The sequence below is a fragment of the Acinetobacter sp. ANC 3832 genome (genome assembly GCF_002135415.1).
Lineage (GTDB): Bacteria > Pseudomonadota > Gammaproteobacteria > Pseudomonadales > Moraxellaceae > Acinetobacter.
Genome location: NZ_NEGJ01000001.1, coordinates 388,327 through 409,680 on the forward strand (window position 1 = coordinate 388,327; position 21,354 = coordinate 409,680).

Annotated in this window: 20 protein-coding genes; 2 read left to right on the top strand and 18 right to left on the bottom strand. The window is 37.5% G+C overall.

Annotation, left to right across the window (positions count from 1 at the left end):
- Positions 1–36: 36 nt before the first annotated feature.
- The 6 genes from B9T35_RS01845 to B9T35_RS01870 all read right to left on the bottom strand — a co-directional run bounded on the left by B9T35_RS01845 (position 37) and on the right by B9T35_RS01870 (position 5,254).
- Positions 37–1,491, bottom strand: coding sequence for a C13 family peptidase (locus B9T35_RS01845; protein WP_086189423.1), 1,455 nt, complete (start codon positions 1,489–1,491; stop codon positions 37–39).
- Between the two features lie 121 nt (positions 1,492–1,612).
- Positions 1,613–2,431, bottom strand: a complete 819-nt coding sequence (locus B9T35_RS01850) for a class I SAM-dependent methyltransferase (protein WP_086189424.1) — start codon at positions 2,429–2,431, stop codon at positions 1,613–1,615.
- Positions 2,425–3,249 carry an undecaprenyl-diphosphate phosphatase gene (locus B9T35_RS01855; RefSeq protein ID WP_086189425.1) on the bottom strand — a complete coding sequence of 275 codons (825 nt, stop codon included), beginning with the start codon at positions 3,247–3,249 and terminating at the stop codon, positions 2,425–2,427. The genes B9T35_RS01850 and B9T35_RS01855 overlap by 7 nt, the downstream gene beginning before the upstream one ends.
- A gap of 15 nt (positions 3,250–3,264) precedes the next feature.
- Complete coding sequence (gene tsaB, locus B9T35_RS01860; protein ID WP_086189426.1) at positions 3,265–3,930, bottom strand: tRNA (adenosine(37)-N6)-threonylcarbamoyltransferase complex dimerization subunit type 1 TsaB; 666 nt, start codon at positions 3,928–3,930, stop codon at positions 3,265–3,267.
- Positions 3,931–4,059: 129 nt separating this feature from the next.
- Positions 4,060–4,590 carry a gamma carbonic anhydrase family protein gene (locus tag B9T35_RS01865; protein ID WP_086189427.1) on the bottom strand — a complete coding sequence of 177 codons (531 nt, stop codon included), beginning with the start codon at positions 4,588–4,590 and terminating at the stop codon, positions 4,060–4,062.
- A gap of 34 nt (positions 4,591–4,624) precedes the next feature.
- Entirely contained in the window at positions 4,625–5,254 is a 630-nt protein-coding gene (locus B9T35_RS01870) for a CoA pyrophosphatase (RefSeq protein WP_086189428.1), read from the bottom strand.
- A gap of 122 nt (positions 5,255–5,376) precedes the next feature.
- Between B9T35_RS01870 and B9T35_RS01875 the strand changes: the two genes are divergently transcribed.
- Positions 5,377–5,925 carry an NUDIX hydrolase gene (locus B9T35_RS01875; protein WP_171264192.1) on the top strand — a complete coding sequence of 183 codons (549 nt, stop codon included), beginning with the start codon at positions 5,377–5,379 and terminating at the stop codon, positions 5,923–5,925.
- 104 nt (positions 5,926–6,029) lie between these two features.
- Here B9T35_RS01875 and B9T35_RS01880 read toward each other — a convergent pair whose 3' ends face one another.
- The 6 genes from B9T35_RS01880 to B9T35_RS01905 form a co-directional block, all read right to left on the bottom strand.
- A complete protein-coding gene (locus B9T35_RS01880; RefSeq protein WP_086189429.1) occupies positions 6,030–7,946 on the bottom strand; it encodes a hypothetical protein in 1,917 nt (638 codons plus the stop codon).
- Between the two features lie 17 nt (positions 7,947–7,963).
- Entirely contained in the window at positions 7,964–9,259 is a 1,296-nt protein-coding gene (gene filE, locus B9T35_RS01885) for a putative pilus assembly protein FilE (RefSeq protein ID WP_228147061.1), read from the bottom strand.
- A complete protein-coding gene (locus B9T35_RS01890; protein WP_086189431.1) occupies positions 9,259–10,923 on the bottom strand; it encodes an OmpP1/FadL family transporter in 1,665 nt (554 codons plus the stop codon). Before B9T35_RS01890 ends, filE begins: the two co-directional genes overlap by 1 nt.
- Positions 10,924–10,935: 12 nt before the next feature.
- Positions 10,936–12,168: a hypothetical protein gene (locus tag B9T35_RS01895; protein ID WP_086189432.1), complete on the bottom strand. Its 1,233-nt coding sequence runs from the start codon at positions 12,166–12,168 to the stop codon at positions 10,936–10,938.
- Between the two features lie 46 nt (positions 12,169–12,214).
- Positions 12,215–13,048, bottom strand: coding sequence for a C39 family peptidase (locus tag B9T35_RS01900; RefSeq protein ID WP_086189433.1), 834 nt, complete (start codon positions 13,046–13,048; stop codon positions 12,215–12,217).
- A gap of 200 nt (positions 13,049–13,248) precedes the next feature.
- Entirely contained in the window at positions 13,249–14,178 is a 930-nt protein-coding gene (locus B9T35_RS01905; protein WP_086189434.1) for a DUF6160 family protein, read from the bottom strand.
- Between the two features lie 248 nt (positions 14,179–14,426).
- Between B9T35_RS01905 and B9T35_RS01910 the strand changes: the two genes are divergently transcribed.
- Positions 14,427–15,791, top strand: a complete 1,365-nt coding sequence (locus B9T35_RS01910) for an anthranilate synthase component I family protein (protein ID WP_086189435.1) — start codon at positions 14,427–14,429, stop codon at positions 15,789–15,791.
- A gap of 17 nt (positions 15,792–15,808) precedes the next feature.
- Here the strand turns inward: B9T35_RS01910 and hisC are convergent, their stop codons facing one another.
- The 6 genes from hisC to hpf form a co-directional block, all read right to left on the bottom strand.
- Positions 15,809–16,900 carry a histidinol-phosphate transaminase gene (gene hisC / locus B9T35_RS01915; RefSeq protein ID WP_086189436.1) on the bottom strand — a complete coding sequence of 364 codons (1,092 nt, stop codon included), beginning with the start codon at positions 16,898–16,900 and terminating at the stop codon, positions 15,809–15,811.
- Positions 16,901–17,037: 137 nt separating this feature from the next.
- Positions 17,038–18,327 (bottom strand): histidinol dehydrogenase, encoded by a 1,290-nt coding sequence (gene hisD / locus B9T35_RS01920; RefSeq protein ID WP_086189437.1) that lies wholly within the window; start codon positions 18,325–18,327, stop codon positions 17,038–17,040.
- Positions 18,328–18,559: 232 nt separating this feature from the next.
- Positions 18,560–19,249 carry an ATP phosphoribosyltransferase gene (hisG, locus tag B9T35_RS01925; RefSeq protein WP_086189438.1) on the bottom strand — a complete coding sequence of 230 codons (690 nt, stop codon included), beginning with the start codon at positions 19,247–19,249 and terminating at the stop codon, positions 18,560–18,562.
- On the bottom strand, positions 19,246–20,505 hold the full coding sequence (gene murA / locus B9T35_RS01930; RefSeq protein ID WP_086189439.1) for a UDP-N-acetylglucosamine 1-carboxyvinyltransferase: 1,260 nt from the start codon (positions 20,503–20,505) through the stop codon (positions 19,246–19,248). Before murA ends, hisG begins: the two co-directional genes overlap by 4 nt.
- Positions 20,506–20,512: 7 nt before the next feature.
- Positions 20,513–20,764, bottom strand: a complete 252-nt coding sequence (ibaG, locus tag B9T35_RS01935; RefSeq protein WP_086189440.1) for a BolA family iron metabolism protein IbaG — start codon at positions 20,762–20,764, stop codon at positions 20,513–20,515.
- Positions 20,765–20,900: 136 nt separating this feature from the next.
- The gene (gene hpf, locus B9T35_RS01940) at positions 20,901–21,260 is read right to left on the bottom strand and encodes a ribosome hibernation-promoting factor, HPF/YfiA family (protein WP_086189441.1); all 360 of its coding nucleotides are present in this window, start codon (positions 21,258–21,260) and stop codon (positions 20,901–20,903) included.
- Positions 21,261–21,354: the final 94 nt, after the last annotated feature.

Below are 21,354 nucleotides of genomic sequence, written 5' to 3' on the forward strand. Positions count from 1 at the left end.
CTTCCTTTAAATGCTATGGGGATACTAAATAGTTATCTAATGTGTCGCGCTCATACTTTTAGTTTGATCAAGTTGACTGTTTAAAGCGTCATTCTCGATATGACGAATCGCTTGTGCAGTAGGTTGAACATTACTTTGTGGAAATAAATGTTTTTCTAATTGAGGCAACATTAATTCCATATTTTTACCAATCACCCATTGCGGTTCAGATGGCTCAAAACCTTGTGCGCTTTCCCACTTCGCCACTGTTTCGCTGGCTTGGCTAAAAGCAGATTTCATAGTAGTTTGTTCACGCATTGCTTGATCAAAAAACGCGCGGCCAAAATAAGTATAATCAGACTCACTCGAACATCCAAATGATGCACGATCTGCCGCAGATGCGGTAATAATTAAAGTATCTGGAGATTGTAAAGCAGGAATAAAACTACCTGAATAGCACGCTGAAATTACAATCACTTTCCAACGAATACCCGATTTATCTAAAGTTTCACGCAACCATTTCGGGTCAACATCATTTAAATCAATCGGTGCATTTTCCATTTCAAACTGATTTGGGAGACCATGTGATGTCATATATAAAAATAACACATCACTTTCACGGTTCATCTGCTGGCCCATTCGGCGCAGTGCCATTTCCATACTGGTACGGGATGCAATCGGAATCTCTGTTGTGGTGTCTGGATTGTTAATCAATTCCATTGAACGACCAAAAGTACCAAACCGTGTATCAAATTGTTCTTTAATTCGTTCAATTTCAAATTTAAAGACATCTTGATAGCTTGCTCCACCCACGCCTAAAAAATACCAATGGGTTTGTGCAAATTCACCAAATTGAACTTGTTCTAATGCTTTATTCAATACGCGACTTTGATCATACAGTGCATTTTCAGACAAGGTCGGTGGGGTTTCTTCCACTTTCCAAATTGGTTGGTCTTTAATTGAAACTTGCCAAACAGATAAAGTAAAAAACGTTGCCAGCATAATCAGCGCACGTTCCCACCATGGCCATTTAAGCTCTCTGGAAATAACCCAAATCACGGCTAAACTTTGCCAAACAAACAACAAGATAAATAAAGTTGGAATATAGTCGTACAGAATATTCGGAAGATAATCTAAATTACCTAAATATTGCACCAAACATTGAAACAGCATGATATGGGTGTCAAGTACCAACCATAACAATGCAGGAACCAACATTAATCGAGAGTTATTCGTCCGTTGTGATAAGAAAATACCGACAATTAAAGCAATAAATGGCCACAAGGCATAACTGACTAAGCCTTGACGATTAAATACGCCACCATCCCCTGCAACCAACCAACTAAATAAAGTATTGGCACAGCCACCCAACACTCCCCAAAAAACCAATTGGAGAATAGAGGGCCGAACGATTTGAAGCGATTTACGTGACCCTAAAAATAACCATATCCCTGCACGTTGGTTACTTTTTAAATCATGCCAAAAGTTAATTGAGGGTTTTAGGTCTATCATAGGATTCAGTTATGGCAGGTGGCTTCAAGCAGCCCACCTAGTTTATGCTCGGTTAATATTTTATCAATGCTTCTTTTAACTATATAACAATTTTTTGACTATTATTGAAACATTTACCAAATTACTCAATAAGCATTTTGGGGAAATAGGCATCAAATCGGCATGCATCGCCTTGCCACTGATGATCAGGTTGCTGTGCATTTAAAAAAACAGCATGACGAGGACGTTTTACCACAACTCGCTTGGATATTTGTTGAGCTAAGACTAAAAGATAATCTCCTAAATCCATCTCACCATCTTCAGGCAAAAGCAAATGTAACAATTGCATTTGTTTCTTGACTTGAGCTTGTTTTTTAATGGCTTGCTGATTTTGATCTCTTTGTGGAAACATCGGATCTAAATACACCACATCAACAAGAGTCTTTTGTTCAATTTGTTGCTGTAAATACTCAGCTGAATCAGAAAAAACCAAATCGATTCTTTGCATCACTTTGGCTAGAAAAGGATCTGATGCTGCCTGTTGTTTAGAGTCTTCAAGTAAAGTAAATAAAATCGGATGGCGTTCAATCAGTGTCACATGTCCACCCAAATGAGCCATCAACAAGCTGTCATGCCCTAAACCTGCGGTTGCATCAATCAGTTTCGGCTTTTCTGCAAGGTTACACGCGCGTGCAATCATTTCTGATTTTAAACTGGCTCGTTTTAAACGTGCAGTTTCGGCTTTCCAATCAGGCTGCATTTTCATGCCATTGGCACTTAACCATAATCCATCTTGATCTACACATAACCCTAAATCAGGATTTAAGCGTAAAAAACGTGCATTTAATTTATCAATGACATCTAATTTTACATCTACACCACGTGAAGAAAGCACAGCCTGATAAGACTGTGCTTTCTCTAAGTATGTATCTTCTGCAAATAAGCGAATTTCGCTTACCATAATTTCCAGCCTGTTAAAGCAAATAATAAAATGATCAAACCAGAGATGATTCGATACCAAGCAAAAACCATGAAATCACGTTTCGCTACATAAGCAACCAATACACGGATGAGAACTAAAGCTGAAATGAACGAGACCAGTGTACCTACGCCCAGTACGATCCAATCCTGCTTACCTTCAAAAATATGATAACTCTGATACAGATCGAGTAAACCCGCACCTACAATAACTGGAATACCGAGGAAGAATGAAAATTCAGTTGCCGCTTTACGTGACACACCTAACATCATTGCACCAATAATGGTTGCACCTGAGCGAGATGTTCCTGGAATTAATGCCAAGACCTGAATCAAACCAATATAAATGGCTTCTTTTAAGGAAATATCATCAACTTCGACTGCATTGACTTTTGGTGGATTTTTTTCTACCCACCAAATAATGACACCACCAACAATCAAGCCCAATGCAATGGAAATATCATTAAATAGAAGTTCTTTGACCTTTTGACCAAAAGATAAACCGACAATCATAATCGGAATAGAGGCTAAAATAAGACTGATCCCCAGATGGCGACCTTTCTTTTCACCTGTCACCAATCCAGTCGCCGCACCCCATAATTTCGCCCAATATTCATAAATAACAGCTGCAATTGCGCCCATTTGAATGGCGATGACAAAGACATCACTTTTTTCTTTGGTCCAAAAGTCCATCAATTCTGAAGCTAAAATTAAATGCCCAGTACTAGAAATGGGTAAAAACTCTGTAACACCCTCAACGATACCCATAATCGCTGCTTTAAGGAGCAGTAAAAGATCCATGTATTATCCTAAATTTTATGGCTTGCCTTGTTCTGGAATTTTTTTCCAAGCATTATCACGCAAATAAACAGGCAGTGCATATTCTGCACTCACCCACTCTTGATTTAGTGCAGAGAGTCGAGCAATCGCTGCGATATCTTCTGCACTTGCTGTAATATGCTGATATTCTATTGAATCGGCATGAATTAAAACCGAACCTGAGCCAATTAATGTAAATTTTTGATACTCAGTGGCTTGTTGGTAGTCGAGTAATTTCTCCGCATCCACCAACTGCATAATTTGATTATCATCTAATTGAAAACTAGCCATATAGACTTCTTTCATACGGGCATCTAACACGGCGGTAACTTGAGTTAACTGCGCCTCTCTAAAAGCCGCTTGTGCCAATGCCTGCAAAGTTGAAACTGCAATCACAGGTAAATCATTTGACCAAGCTAAAGCCTGAGTGACTGCCGCATTAATACGAACCCCACTAAATGAACCCGGACCACGGCTAAATGCAATTGCTGAAAAATCAGAAATGATCAATTTAGTCTGCAGTAAACCTTGCTCAATCATCGGTAAAATGGTTTGAGTTTGTGCCTTAGCTCGCTCATCACGCTGAAAAAAAAGTGTTTGGGTTTCATCAATAATTGAAACAGAACACTGCTCATTGGCAGTTTCCAATGCCAGCAATTTCATGCACAACCTTTTCTATCTTTTAAAATGTCGACTATGATACTCCACTCATTTTAATAGCGCGAGATAATCTAGACACATAAACAAAAATGCCAAGAAATTTTCTTGGCAAATGGCTTTTCATTTTCAACGTTAAAATTCAAATTTTTCTAAATGAGTGAACTGCTTAAAGTGCTCTGCATAATGCATAGCACTTAATTTCAAACGTACTTCTGCATCAGCATCTAAAGTTTTAACCACTTTCCCAGGAGAACCCATCACCACTGAATTATCAGGAATGACCTTCCCTTCTGGAATTAAGGCATTGGCACCAATAATACAATTTTTACCAATCACCGCATGATTCAAAATAACAGAGTTGATCCCGATGAGCGTATTATCGCCAATCGTACAGCCATGTAGCATTGCTTGATGACCAATCGTGACATAACGACCAATATTCATCTCAATGCCAGCATCCGTATGTAACACTGCATTTTCTTGAACATTGGTAAAATTACCTAAACGAATCACACTATTATCACCACGAATAACAGCACCAAACCATACACTGACTTGTTTACCCATTTCTACCTGACCAATCACAGTCGCAGTTTCTGCAACCCAACCATCCCAAGGTTGATGAGTTGCTTTAGGTGCATAGCCTTGAAACTTGTACATCATAATTTTTAGTCCCTTAAACAACACTTTTAAATAGTTACTTTTGAATATCCTGACTCTTATTAAAAATTTTAGATTTAAATGTCGGTGAATTGAGTAGAAAAGGCCAGTTCTTTTGATAATCTAAACCATATTGAAATAAAGAAATAAGTATCCGAGCAGTCAGCCCCCAAACCACTTCATTTTCAACTCTTAAACTTGGGAAATATATTGACTGATGCGCTAAACGTACTTCATAAGGAATCGGTTGTGACTCCATTAGTTTCCGCAACGGTGCATAGAAAATACGATCAATTTCTGTAGGTTGAGCAATCAATTGTACATTCGGTGGAATTAAGCCAACTACTGGTTTAACCAATAATCCACTCTTTGCCCGCTCCATCGGTAAATCACCTAATAGTTTCACATCAAAAGGATTAAGTGCTGTTTCTTCCCAAGCTTCTCTTAAGGCCACAACAATATTACTGGTGTCATTTGGATCACGTTTCCCACCAGGAAAAGACACTTCCCCTGCATGATTATTGAGATATAGAGAACGACGTGTGAGTAAAATTTTAGGATCTGCTTCATTGGTAATCGCTATTAACACGGCTGCATTTGCAGGTTGCGTACGCTTAGAAAAACGTAAGCGTTGTTGCAATACTTGTGTTAATAAATGATCCTGCATTTTTGACTCTTCCTTTTTGTTGTATTCCCATCATATATGAAATTTTGTGCTGTAGGCTATAAATGATGCGAAAGTAGAATTTTTCAGTTATGCTGAGTTATCTCTTAATTTCAATGAAGCTTATGCATTTTTGTACTGCCTGCGGACATGAAACAACAGCAAAAATCCCTTTAGGTGACCAAAAAGTTCGCCAAGTTTGTTCAAATTGTAGAACCATACATTACGTCAATCCAAAAGTCATTTGTGGCGCCTTAGCACTTTGGGAAAACAAGGTGCTTTTATGCAGGCGTGCAATTGAACCTCGTTACGGTTTATGGACCTTACCTGCAGGCTACATGGAACTTTTTGAAACCATGGAGCAAGGTTCTGCCCGTGAAACACGTGAAGAAGCCGAAGCTGAAATTGAAATTGAACAACTTTACTGTATGTACAATATTCCGCGTATTGGACAAATTTATACATTATTTAAAGCCAATATTATCAATGGTGAATTTGGTGCAGGTGAAGAAACCATTGAAAGTCGATTATTTGACGAACATGAAATTCCGTGGGATGAATTGGCATTTCCAAGTGTAGAACGCACTTTAAGGCATTATTTTGAAGATCGTAAAAGTAACCATTTCCCCATGCATTTAGAAACTTTAGGTTCTCGTTTAGATCAAACAGGTTAAGGGATAATAGTGAAGTTTAATCACTGACAACGAATCAGAAATTAAATACTTACATAAAAAAACCATCCTATTTAGGATGGTTTTTTTATTACCTCATTTTTATATTATTTTGTTTTCAGCGTATAACAAGTTGGCAATTCAATTGACAAATAACCATTCGCTCGTTTTGCTAAATCTAGCTGTGCTTGAGTTGCTTTGGTTTTATTCGCACTGTTATAAATAGCTTGAGAAATCGCAAGCATATTGCCCCATTGCGCTTGACTTGCCGCTTGTCCATCCCAACCTGTCACGTTAATACCACGGGTTGTCGATTTGTCGACAATCAAGTTCTGCAAGTTCATACGCACACCACCTGAAGTAAATGTTGCTGTATTACCACTACTATCTTGTGGTAAATACAATAAGCTTTCATTTAATCCAACAAGAGCACCATCAATATTGCCAAATATTGGATTAGATAGAATCATACGAATCGTAAGTGACTTATCACTCGTATCATAATTGGCAGCACCTGTTGTGCCTATACGATATTGCTGTACACCTGTTGTTGTGTCCTTATACGTATTAGAATCTACAGTTGTACATTGTGTCGATGAAAGGTCTGTTGTTGTATTATTTGGACCAATATTGGTGCGAATATCTCCACTTTCATCAATGACGATTCCTAACTTAACAGCAGGAATGGTCGTATCTCCGAAATTAAATATGAGGTTGGCATAAAGAGGGAAAATATATTGCTCACCTGTTTTAACCGTATTTGGTGTTAAAAATACTCGCTTATCTAGATAAGTCGCAGGATTAGTTTTATAAATATCAATTGATCCAGTAAATGCCTCACCTGAAATACTCTGACGCCATTTTCCATAAATACTGGTATCAACAGGTGCTTTAGTATCACCAGAAACTTGTTTGTACATAAACTCGGTACCTGGAACAGTTGTACCATTTAACAAAGTTCCTTGATAAATTTCTAAGTTATCAGCTAAGTTCGTTGCTGAATGTAAAACAAATGGCTTACTAATTTTTTTACTGAGTGGATCAATTAAACTGGTTTGTGCATCAGCAGATAATTTTTGTGGCGCAACTTGAGCCAATAAATTTAGTCGAGCAATAGAACTAATTACTTGGTCACCCGTTGTTAATGGTTTACCCATCCACTGCACAGCATAACCAGTTGTATAACCTTGTCGAGTATTCAATAAATATAAGTTTGCAATAGATTCATTGCCTGCTGCACTGGTGCCATGGAAACCACCTAAATCAACATTTAATGCAGAGATCGCTAGGAAATTAGCTGTATAAATATTTACATTAGATAAACGAATAAGTTGTTCTGCAACTTGTGCAGCAGACTGTTCGCCAATTGTGCTCACATCAAGCCACGGCTTTAAAATAGAGACATAGCTACCATCTAAAAAGTTCTTCACATCTACAGATGATTCAACCTTACTTAAACTATCCTTTAAATCTTTGGTTAATTCAAAAGGCTGAACATCTCCTTCAATATTTGCATTTTGCTCAACAGCAACAGCTTGAAATACTCGAACTAAACCCACCATCACTTTGAAGGTATCATCATTCATTGTTGTCGATGTGATGGCTTTACCTGTCATTGCCGTTGCAAGATCAACTAAACCAATTTGTGCTGGCTGATTAGCAATCTTTAATGGTCTAATTTTTGTTAAGTCAACATCACCCAAAGAAATCATACGACTAGTTTGAGAACCTTGAATATAAAATTTAACTTTATCACCAACTGCACAGCCACCTGATGCTAAACCACCTTCCAACTCAGTTACAAAATGATTCTTGGTATCTGTACTACAGTCAAAGTTAAGCCCTTCTACTGGATAATCTAAAACAAAATCAAGACATTTCTCAGCGGTGCCAGAACAACCATTGGTTGATGTTTCTACCCCTTTGTAGGGATCTTCATTAATACTTTGACTACCACCACCACAACCTGAAAGAGCTGTGACTAAACCTGTTAATGCAAAAGGTAAAATTAATTTATTTTTCATATTCCTAATCTCTTCACTTAACGAATAACACTAAGCTTAATTTGTCCTTGATTTGTTAATTGTTTATTTTCCACATCTATTGCAGAAGATAACGGTGTCATAAACATAAAAAATGCTGAAGATGGTTTTTTTAGAACCCCTTCTAGTGCCGCATGCTGAAAATTACTTTCACTGATATCTTGGTTCTTAAATCCGCTTACGCCTTCAATTACACAGCCTTTTTGATCTAAAAAGACCACCAATGGCCAATAATAGCTTGGAGTTTTATTGGATGATGCATAAGAAGTGAATAGAATATCTTGTACATTCTGATCTAATTTCACCACTTCATAAGCAAACTTTTCTTTAATGGGTGTAACAGGCCAAAAACCAATTTCCTTATCTTTTAATGTTAATGCTTTTGCCTTTTCAATTTTTTTACCGCTAAAACATGATTGTTCTAGGTTTTGAATTACTTCATCTTTAGGCAAACGATAATAGGTTGGTGCTAAAGCAATCGGAGTATCCATTGCTGTTTTTGGTGCTTGAATTTTTTCAATTAAAGAATGACTTAAACCTTTTTCACGCTCTACTGTTTCAACATGACGTGCACCGACACCAGATTCAGGCATCACATAAAAACGTTTTTTACCCTCTAAATTGAATTCCTTATCTTCTAAATATTCATTATTGACATATTTTTCACCGTCAATTACGGTAAAATTTTCATTTAATTGATCAGCATCTTTTTGAATCACTACTGAAGGATTTTCAACAACTGTACTTTTTAACTCTTGCTGTTTTTTAGAGCTTTGTATTTTTGTCTCGACAATAGGCTGAATAATTTTTTTCTCAGCATCATTTTGCTTCAATGGTATATCTAAACTGACTTGATGAGGAGCCTGAGTATTAATACTAGACTCTGTATTTTGAATTGGACTTGAAGATACTATCTTTGCACTCGAATCAACCGTCGAAAGAGTTTGAGCTTGCTTTTTATCAAGTAGAGATATATCAGTCTCGTGCTTTATGGGTATTTTTGGTTCAACATTTACACTTGAAGATGTCTCTTTTTTTACAGCCTTTTCCTTTAATGTATTTTCTGACTGTAATTGAACTTGTTCAGTATTTTGTTGAACCGTTTTACTCTTTTCAGCCACTTTTACTTCTTGTTTTTTCTTTGTTTCAACTTTCTGTTGAACAACCATCGGATGCCCATCTGGACCAATAATGGTATAAAAGCTACCAGCAGCAAAAACAGTAGTATTTACTCCTAATGATAGAAATAATAACCACGGTATATGTGTGATAACTTTTTTAATTTTCAAAGACATTACCATCTCGTTCTATAATTTATACCTAAGATTGTGACTTTAGTATTTGTTTTCACATTTAAGCCTGCATAAGGGTTTAACAACAGATTATCTACACCTGTCTTATTCGATAAACTACTGGTATTTGCAGGAATGTTGTCACGGCTACGCAAGAAACCAACAGATAAGTCAATATCTGTATCTTCATCAAAACGATAGCCTAAACCTAGACCAAAAAGTTGCGCATTATTAATTGGAACCAATGTATTCCGTTTATCATCTGGAATCGAACTGGCACGAGGTTCATAACCTGCGCGTAATTTTAAACGGTCTGTTGCTGAGTATTCAAAACCAATACCCCAACTCCAAGGAGATTGAAAACCTAGTGGTAATGATAATGACGTATCTGTCACCTGATTGGATAAAATTTTTGCAATTTTAAGTGCAGAAATTTGACGATCAAATTCAAATTTAAATTTTTCCCACGCTTTAAAATCAGTCCAGCCCACATCAAAATTCATTTGTAAATCAGGTAAAATTTTATATTTTATCCCTGTTTGAAAATGTGCAGGATATTCCAAATCCATTGAAATAAGACCCGATTCTGTCGGTGGAATATAACCAGGAAAACCCAAAATTGCTGCTAGAATTTGACCTGTTGCAGAGGAGTTCAATCCTTTTATGAGTTCACGTGGTGCATTGGCATTATCAATAAAGTATTTACCCTTCATACGCATTTTCGCGGCACTTTGGTACACCATACCAAAACCAAAATCGTCATTGGGTTCCCACATTAATCCTAAGTTATAACTTGGACTTAAACTCTGCTCCATACTCACTTGCATTTGCGCAAACTTATTAAATGGACTGACTGTTTCATTGGCATTACAAATACCAAATAAAAGTAAGTCAGTGATCACATTTGAATTTTCTCTAAATGGTGCACAAACCGATTCATCCACCATACGTAACACCCCAATCATTTCATTGGGAAAACGCAAGTCTGTCTTTAATGCGATGGCATTGTATGACATGCCAATTGAGGCACCTAAAGACAATTCATCATTCACTTGATAAGCAATAGATGGCGACAAATAAGTAATACGTTCTATCGCAACTTGTTGCCCCATGAAATTACCAGGATTTCCATTTTCAGAACCAAAACCTGCCACCATGGGTGCATAAGCAGCCGTTGCATAAGTTAGTTTAGAACCAGGTGGATTATATGAAACGCCACCGGTAGGTGCTAACACAGGCCATCCAGGACCAAGATCGACCACTTTTTTTAGAATTGGAATATACAAACTGGCATATTCAACATCACCACTCACAGAACCTTTATAGTCTGTACACAAATTAGATGGATTATTAGGTGAGTCGTTACAAATTAGAGGATCGTCTGAATAACCAAAAACGTTATAACCTTCTGGCGCAGAAAATTCTTTTTGTATATTGAAGTTTGCGACAATCCCTTGTACGTCTGTCTGTAAACCTTTTAGTTTAGTGAGTCCAGCAGGGTTAAAGTGAATCGCACTAATTCCGGGTGGATCTGCTGTTACAGCATTCCCCATAGATAATGAACGCACATCAACCGATAAATTTAGCCCTAAATGGGCAAAAGCTTGTGTAGAACATCCCGTTAAGATAATTGCTGTCACTAACGGGTGTAATCGAAGGTATTTCATACCAACTCCCCTTTAATGAGCTTTTTTCTTACCGAAACCTAAAATATCCAGCGGGAAAGATAATCCTAATGAAACATCAGGAGAGTCTTCCGTTAAACCTATCCCCAAAGTTCCATTAACAATAGTCTCTGGTGATACACGCACACCTAAAGCAATCGAGAACATTGAACTGGTTTGAGCTGGAGATTCAAAATTCTCACCAGAAGTATAAGTAAATGATGTATTGGTATTAAACGACTGCTGATATGACATCGTCATTGAAACATCATAGTTAAATGAATATGCAAAGCCGAATGAGAAGCCTGCTGTAATTCCTGGTTCAAAACTATCTAAAATTCGAGTTGTTTCACTACCACCACCACGTACTTGATTTAGACCTGTTTCTTTAAAGCCATAGTTTGCTGAAGCTGAAGCAAACAGAACAACTGGATCTATATATTTACGTGTGCTGGCACCAATCCCTGCCGAATAATAACCCTTACCTGTTGAAAGATCCGTATTTGGATTAATTTCATAAGGACTGTCTCCCGTTTTGGTTGAAAGGCTACCAAAAAGAATTAAAGGTAAACGTCCTGCTTTTAATGGGAAGGGTTCCCAACGCGCACCAAAGTTAATATCACCTAAACCTGCGGCTGTGGTATCTTTTAAATTATCTGATTTTGCAATTAAAGGTACAGAGGCACTAAAGGTTAAATTATCAAGAACACCGTATTGCATTGTGAATGTATTGGTAATGGTATGACTAGCATCTTCATCCACCCGAAGTTGATATAAACTTCCTTCATTCACTGCCGCATTAATTTGTGTATCTCGATAATACGAATAATCTAAATCATAAAAGGTCGAAATCTCACCCTTTTTGATTAATGAATATTGACGTTCATTTGATGTAAAGACTTCTTGTAAATTTGTTTCCTGAGTCGCATCACCTGCTTTTTGTTGTAAAGCTTGTGCTGCTTTTGTCCCAGCCTGCGGAACTAAAGAAGGTGTCTCATCTTTATTAATTTTTACGTCTTCTGAAACAGGTTTAGCTTCTGAGACTGGTTTAATTTCTGTACTAGCAGTACTCGCTTTTACCTCTGCTTCTGTCGCTTGATATGAACTACCAGCATCATCAGTTGTCGCTTGATCGTTTTCCATGTTTAAACTTTCAGCATTTGGAGCTGTTTCAGCTGCATATGCCCCACCAATAACAATTTGAATGCTAATTGCGAGTAAAGTTCGTTTCATCCATTGATTATTCATTTTATTCCTACCAAAACTATGATTATTTAATTTTTTAATCTGTCTTTTATTTACGTTTATAATATAAACGCATGTATGAAGTAATTGGCTGACCATACGTACTTGAGTTCTTATCTTGGTCAATGACCTTACGCATGGTTGATGCACGATCGGCAATTTTATTCATATAATCAGTAGAAAATTGAGCATCAACTAATGCATAACGATTAATCGTTGCATCATCTACGTGCCTTAAATCAGCATCTTGAAGAGCTAATAAACTTTTTTGTTGATCTTTAGGAACACTAATTAGGAATAAAGTATTGTTTTCCCAAATTTGTTTAAAGCGCTCTTGGTCAAAACTAATATTTCCAAGTGCAGGGTCAGCCACATAGACACGACCATTTTTATACGCTTTAAATACGACAAAATGTTTAAATCCAGCGTATGAAATCGGAACAATTGCAGGTTGATCTTGCTTAATTAAATCTGAAAACTCACCTTTAAAACCGCCGCTTTCAAAACCTAATGCGGTAACAAAGCGTTTCATGTCTAATAATGAAAAACTACGACGCTCAACAATCCGATTATATTCACCGAAGCGCAATAAGCCTTCCATCGTTTGTTGTTCTGATAAATTGGTTCCGACATAACCATTCAATAAGGTCGTAAGCGCAGCTGAGCCACAACTATAATCGTAAGCTTGGCGTACAATTCCACGGAATTGATTTTCTAATGCAGGTTTAATTTCAACCGCTTCTCTATGAAAGCGTGTAAAAGATTTATCTCGAGGATCAGCAAGCTCTGTATAATATACAGCATTCGCTGGTTTTGGTTTTACGTCTAATGCATGGCTGGCAAAATAATAAATTAATGCCGACCCTAAAGTAATTTCTAACATAATTTTAACTATTCAAGTATCGGCAATTGAATTTGCCTGAAGTGTAGATTTTATTTTTAGAGTAAACACTCTACTTCCCTGTATTAAGAAGATACCTTCTTTTGAAAAAAAAAACAGCCTTTTTTTATTTTTTAGATATATTTCTTAATATTTTTGTAAAAAAAAACGCGTGAAATCACGCGTTTTTTATACTCAAAGACTTAGTGACCAGAAATTGTGATCACTGCTCCAGTTGCACCGCCTGTACCATTAAATACTTTCATACCAGAAATTGCTACATCACCAATCGAACCTGTTCCAACACCGGTACCTGGAACTGCTGGTGTCGCACCAGCTTTAGGTACATATCCTGTACCACCACCCAATTGAACTTTAGTGATATAAATATCTGTGCCAGCTGCACCCTTCATAGCTGTAATAGCAAGACCTTGTGGAGTAACTGCCACATCAGCATCTAAAGATAAATCTGCAGAACCAGTATCATTCAACTTAATACCACCTAGCACGATGTAACCACCGCCACCAGTTGATGCATCTTTAATTGCAAGGTCATTGATCTGTAAACCACCAACCATAGCACCAGCCAATTTAATCATCGCACCTTGTGGTGTATTACCCAATTGAATATTTGCTGTCATTTTACCTGTTTTTAAGCTTAAACCACTTAAAATTTCAGCAGAATTTGCACCAACTACATATGCACCACCAGTACCTGATGCATCATTTACTTCTATTTTACCCAAATCAATATTTAAGCCAGAAACTGCAGCAGCAACATTTAAGAATGGTTTGCCGGCACCAGAGTCTGTATCAATAGATAAATCTGCCAAATTATGACTAGCTAACAATGATGATGTATTTGCAGTCACTACTACATCATTCAAAGTGATAGCACCCACTGTAGCAGTACCACCAAATCCTGCTTGACCTGCAGCACCAGCAGCAGCCAAACCATCACCATCAAAAACGTGAACTTTATCAATATCTACTTTCGAAATACCAATACCGATCGAGATACCATCTTGACCAGTAGTAGCACTTAGGTCAGCATCATCCATTGCTTGCATTGCCATTGCATTTGCACTAACAGCCATTGCAGAAACTAAAGCGATTTTAGAAAATAATTTCATGTTTGTACTCTCCCAAGAGCATTTTTTTTCATTTTTAACCGCTCTCCGTGCCACAGTTGTTTTATATTTTTTTACAACTGAAACGTCAATCCTTGAGCAGTCCGTTTTGCCTTTTTAAATTAACCTCAAGTTACTTTTTGTTCAATAGTTGTTTATCAAAAACTCTATTTACCCGATAAACGGCATTTTTGTGATTTAGTGTACAAAATTATTGTAGAATATATTCAACCCACCAGCTGATTCTTACAATGCTAAGTACTTCATTTTTTAAGAAATCTTTAACCATAAGCAATGCAAGTGTCTCCAGTATTTTAAATAAATTAGAAGCTTTGTTTGGATGTGTGTATTTAGAAAATAATGGTATGCCTATTATTGGTTTTTCACCTAAAAAATATTGCATTTATCAGCATGAACATACTCATATTTATAATAGAAATATTGATTTAACATATACCTTGGATTTGAACTCAGGATCTATTCATGACTTTATCCAAATTTCATTGCCGACAAATAAAGAAATAAATAACCAAAAATCTATAAATTTTAATGGTGGTTATATTGGCTTTGCTGATTATAATTTTTCTGCCAATCAAAGTATTCAAACTCGTTGTAAATCACAACCTAATTTTTTCTTAGGTGATTATCAAACTTTTCTAAAATATGAAAATGATCAATGGTTTTTTTACAGCCATGAAGTTGAAGCACCACAAATCCATTTATTTATTGAAAGTTTACTTGCAAAAAACTCAGAAAAAAAACCATCTTTCAAGCTAAAAGCATCCTGTACTGCCCGCTGGTCTAAAGCACAATATCAACATGCATTTCAACAAGTACAAGACTATATTCAAGCAGGTGATTGTTATCAAATTAACTTAACTCAGGAGTTTACAGGACAATCTAGTGGAAATTTACTAGATACAGCTGAGCAATTTTGGCAACTAACAGATGCGCCCTATTCTGGTTATTTGAAATTAGATGACTTTGAATTACTCAGTTGTTCACCCGAATTATTTATTGATTTTGAAACTAATCGTAAACTAGTGACTAAACCGATTAAAGGCACAATGCCACGTTATGAAGATCCCATTTTAGATATAGAATCCAAGCGAACTTTAGCTAACTCAAAAAAAGATCAGGCTGAAAATGTCATGATTGTAGACTTACTTCGCAATGACTTGAGTGTTTATGCCGAAATTGGCTCAGTGACGACACCTAAACTTTTTGAAATTGAAAGCTTTAATCAAGTTCACCATATGGTCAGTGAAGTCAATGCAACTTTAAAAGAAGATATTCATCCATTAAATGTTCTTCTCTCTGCACTTCCCGGCGGTTCAATCACAGGTGCGCCAAAAATTCGCGCCATGCAAATTATTGAAGAACTTGAAGGTGCACCTCGTGGGGCTTATTGTGGCTCAATGGGTTATTTTAATTATGATGGCACAGGTTCTTGGAATATTTTAATTCGTTCGATTCAAAAATTTCAGGATGAAGTCTCTGTTTGGGCAGGCGGTGGTATTACCATTGCATCTGACTGTGATGCTGAATATCAAGAATGCTTTGATAAAGTGTCTGCCATGCTTGATTTACTCAATACATGGCATAGACCTGAATAACTTAGCTTTAATAAATTTTAGATTAAAATTTGATTTTTCAATCTATCAACAAGACGTTGATTTTGCTCATTTGTGCCAATCGTAATACGTAAGAATTGATTGATCCGTGGTTTATTAAAATGTCGAACAATAATGCCTTGTTCACGTAGCTCTTTTGCCAACGCTCCTGCATCTTTAGTCGGGAGAGTGGCAAAGATAAAATTAGCTTTTGACGGTAAGACCTTAAACCCAATTTCTTTTAAATCTGCAATCAGCTTTTCACGGCTATTCATGACTTTTTGACATTGTGCTTCGAAGTAAGCTTGATCTTCAAATGAAGCCACTGCCGCTGCAATTGCAAAACGATCCATTGGATAGGAATTAAAACTGTTTTTTACGGCTTCTAATCCCGCAATTAAATGTGCTTGAGCAATCGCAAAACCGACACGTAAACCTGCCAATGAACGTGATTTAGACGTGGTTTGACACACCACTAAATTTTCATATTGATTCACTAAACCAATAGCAGATTCAGCGCCAAAATCAACATAAGCTTCATCAATCACCACGACACGATTCGGATTGGCTTGCAAAACCTCTTCAATTTCAGCCAAATTCAAAGCAATGCTAGTCGGTGCATTCGGATTAGCGATGATCACACCACCATTGGTTTGCTTATAATCATTTACATCAATTTCAAAGTTTTCATTTAATGGAATTTCTTTGGTTTTCGTTGCAAAAAACTGACTATAAACGGGATAAAAGCTGTAACTAATATCTGGATAGATAATGGCTTCATCTTGCACGAAAAAGGCTTTAAAGATATGTGCCAAAACTTCATCGGAACCATTTCCAACAAAGACTTGAGTAATATCTACATTTTGCTGTGTCGCAATGGCTTGCTTTAATGCAGTCGCATCAGGGTCAGGATATAAACGCAACGCATCCGCCGAATCAGCTAAGACTGCTTCGACTGCTGCCACTACTTTTGGAGATGGTGGATACGGATTTTCATTGGTATTTAACTTTAAAATATTCTGAATTTTAGGTTGTTCGCCAGGCACATAAGGATCTAACTCACGTACCGCAGGGCTCCAAAAACGCATTTGTTCTGTTGTAATGTTCGACATTTTATTTTCTCAATATTCCCTCTTCTTTTAGGAGATGAGGAGCACTGCTCCGCAAGGAGTGAATCTCCTCTTACGTAGCTTCGCTACTCATCCCTAAGGGAGAGGTACATTCAATACTTAATTATTTAGCCAATAACTTATTTATAACGGTAACGTGCAGAGCGTGCATGGGCATCTAAGTTTTCTTCTTGTGCCAAAATATCGGCTGTTTTCGCCAATGTTTTTACACCTTGTTCAGAACACATGATCAAGCTTGAACGCTTCTGGAAATCATACACCCCCAGAGGTGATGAAAACCGTGCTGTACCTGATGTTGGTAAAACATGATTTGGCCCTGCACAATAATCGCCAATTGCTTCTGGTGTATAACGCCCCATAAAGATTGCGCCTGCATGACGAATCTGTTCTGACATTTTCTGTGCTTCATCTAAACATAATTCTAAATGTTCAGGTGCAACTTGATTAATCAAATCAATGGCTTCTTGGCGGTCTTTCACTAAAACCAAAGCACCACGATTGGCAATTGAAGTCCGTGCAATTTCCGCTTTTGGCAAAGCCTTTAAATGTTCTTCAATGGCTTGTGCAACATCATTTAATAATTGCTCATCTGGCGTGATAAAAATCGCTTGTGCAACTGTGTCATGTTCAGCTTGCGACAATAAGTCCATGGCTAACCATTCAGCGTTATTTTCACCTTCGGCATAAACCAAAATTTCAGAAGGCCCAGCAATCATATCAATACCGACTTGCCCAAAAACAGCACGTTTAGCAGCAGCAACGAAACGATTTCCAGGCCCTGTAATTTTATCGACAGGAGGGACTGTTTCTGTACCATATGCCAATGCAGCAACGGCTTGTGCACCACCAATCGTGAATACACGATGTACACCTGCCAAATGTGCCGTAGCCAAAACCAATGGATTCAATTCACCATTCGGCGCGGGCACGACCATAATAATTTCTTGCACGCCTGCAACATGTGCAGGAATAGCATTCATCAACACAGATGATGGATAAGAGGCCAATCCGCCCGGTACATAAATACCGACGCGATCAAGAGGCGTCACTTTTTGACCTAAAGTATTGCCCAAAGCATCCACATAGCTCCATCCATCTTGCTTTTGAGCCTGATGGAACTCACGAATACGATTTGCAGCAAGTTCTAAAGCATCACGAACTTCATTATTTAAACCATCAAAAGCTGTTTTTAACTGTTCTTGTGACAACTCTAAATCTGAGAATTGATGGGCTGGATGTCGATCGAACTGCTGAGTAAGTTTAAGTACATGTGCATCGCCATGTTGGCGTACATCTGCAATAATTTGGTCGACTGTTTTTAACAGCTCAGGATCACTCACAGTTTCAAAAGCCAATAATTCAGCAAAGATTTGCTTGAAGTTTTGCTCTTGAGTCGATAAACGTCGCATCAATTAACCCATACAGTTGTTTAGGAAAGACTGAGTTTACCTTGTTTTGTATAGCTTGTGGACACGATATCATCATTAAACACGGATGTATGATGGAAAATAACTTTTGAAATGATTGAATAAATAGAGCTTTTAAACTTAATTTTAGCCTTGAGATAAATAACATTATGATCAAAAATAAAACCGCCGAAAATTCGGCGGTTTAAAATCAAAATTTAAATAGAAAGAATACTTAGTTTTGACGCTCTGCGACTGCTTTTTCAAGCTGCGCAAGAATTGGATTAAGTAAAGTTTGCTTACGTTTAAAGCTCGCTTTATTCACAATTAAACGTGAAGATACTTGGCAAATTTCTTCCAATGGCTCTAAACCATTGGCACGTAATGTATTGCCTGTATCCACCACATCCACAATATAATCACCCAAACCGACCAATGGTGCTAATTCCATAGAACCATAAAGTTTGATTACATCTACTTGCTCACCTAAGCTCGCATAGTACTGACGGGTTAGATTTACATATTTAGTTGCAATTTTTAAACGACCTTTCGGACGAACCATGCCCACTTTACCAGCAGTCATTAATTTGCAATTGGCAATTTTCAAATCAAGCGGTTCATAGACATTCTGCGCACCATGTTCCATTAGCACATCTTTACCTGCCACACCAATATCAGCTGCACCATTTTCAACATACGTCGGTACATCTGAAGCACGTAAAATTAAAATACGTACCTGTTTATGAGTGGTTGGGAAAATCAACTTACGTGATTTATCTGGATCTTCCAGTAAGTTAATCCCAGCCGTTTCAAGTAAAGGTAGTGTTTCTTTTAAGATACGCCCTTTACTTAATGCTAACGTTAAACCATGATCAAAATTTCCCATTACATCAAAATTAGGATCATCGTTTCTCATGTCACTCATGAATTTACTCGCTTAATTTGGGCGCCTAAACTTTGTAATTTTGCTTCAATATCTTCATAACCACGATCGATATGATAAATACGATCAATTAAAGTTTCGCCCTCAGCAGCTAATGCAGCTAAAACCAAAGAGAATGAAGCACGTAAATCGGTTGCCATGACAGGAGCTGCTGAAAGTTTTTCAACACCTGTTACAACTGCATCATTACCTTCCACCTGAATATTGGCACCCATACGTGACAACTCAGGTACATGCATGAAACGGTTTTCAAAAATCGTTTCAGAAATTGTGGCAAAACCACGACCAATTGCATTCACTGCCATCAGCTGAGCTTGCATATCGGTTGGAAATTCTGGATGCGGTAAGGTTTGGAAGCTGACAGCTTTAGGCCGTTTACCCATCATGTCCAATTCAATCCAATCATCACCACGGGTCACTTCTGCGCCCATTTCTTCAAATTTATCCAAAACAGCTTCGAGCAGATTTGGATCAGTGTGTGTGGTTTTAATTTTACCGCCTGTAATTGCAGCAGCAGCTAAATATGAACCTGTTTCAATACGGTCAGCAACCACAGCATATTCACAGCCATGCAAACTTTCTACACCCGTCACAACCAGTGTATCTGTATCTAAACCTTCAATTTTTGCACCCATTTTAATCAGCATGAGTGCAAGGTCTGTAATTTCAGGTTCACGTGCTGCATTGCGAATGGTGGTTACACCATCCGCCAATACCGCTGCTGTTAAAATATTTTCAGTACCACCTACCGTCACCATATCAAAGATGACTTCGCCACCTTTTAAGCGACCATCAACTTTGGCATGTACATAACCATTTTCGACTTCAATCTGCGCACCCAAAGCTTCTAATGCTTTTAAATGCTGATCAACAGGGCGAGAACCAATGGCACATCCACCTGGAAGTGAAACTTTCGCACTACCATAGCGCGCCACTAAAGGGCCGAGCACCAAAATTGATGCACGCATTGTTCTTACTAATTCGTACGGTGCAAACTGATTATCCAATGTCGAGGTATCTGCAATCACAGTATCCCCTTCATAACTTATTTTTACACCTAAACCACCAATCAGTTTTACCAAGGTATTGACATCTTTTAGATGAGGAACATTGGTTAAGGTAATTGGAGAGTCTGCAAGAATCATTGCAGCAAGCAGTGGTAAAGCTGCATTTTTAGCACCAGAAATACGAACTTCGCCTTCTAGTTTTACGCCACCTTGAATTAAAAATTTATCCATTAATGCTTTAAGCTCCGAACAGACTAGCTTTACGCCATTCTTCTTTAGTCATTGCACGAATAGTCACTGCATGAACCTCACCACTTGCAATATATGAGTTTAATGGAGCATATACGGATTGTTGACGAGCCACTTGGCGTTTCGCTTCAAACTGATCATCCACAATACGGAGGTCAAATTTACCTGCTTGTCCACTCACAGCAACTTCAGCATTGGGAAAAGCTGCTTTTAATATTTCAGTGAGCTGTTCACTATTCATTGCATCGACCTCTCATAGGACTGACAGTCTAAAAACTGTCTATTTTACTATAACTCACCGAGTTAATTCATTAACTCGTACAAATTTTATCGATAAAAAAGAGGTATATTTCAACCTCTTTTCAAAACAGCTTAAATTATACGGCTGGTAGCTCAATTTCCATCACTTGAAAATTACTTTGTACTTCACCATTAATTTGACGATGTCGTTGTAATTGTCTTTTTATTTTTTCCATCATCTTATGAATTGACTTATACATATCATCAGCAGTTGCCTGAGCAAAAAGTTCTACTCCGGGTAGACGAATAATCGCCTCTGCCACATGATTTTCACTGCCTTTTTTAGATCGCTTATCGACTTGATGATCTTTGGCTAATTTAATCTGCATACTATTAACTTGATCTAGGTGTTTGGTCATCTGAGCAAACTTAATACGAATATTCTCTTCTATTGCAGGGGTAATGCTTAAATGGTGTCCACGAATTGTAATTTGCATAATTATTTCCCTCTCCTTATTAGGATGCGATGAGTCATAGTTAAAACGAATCCATGACAGAACTCACTTGCGGGGAAATTCTGTGTTATACCTC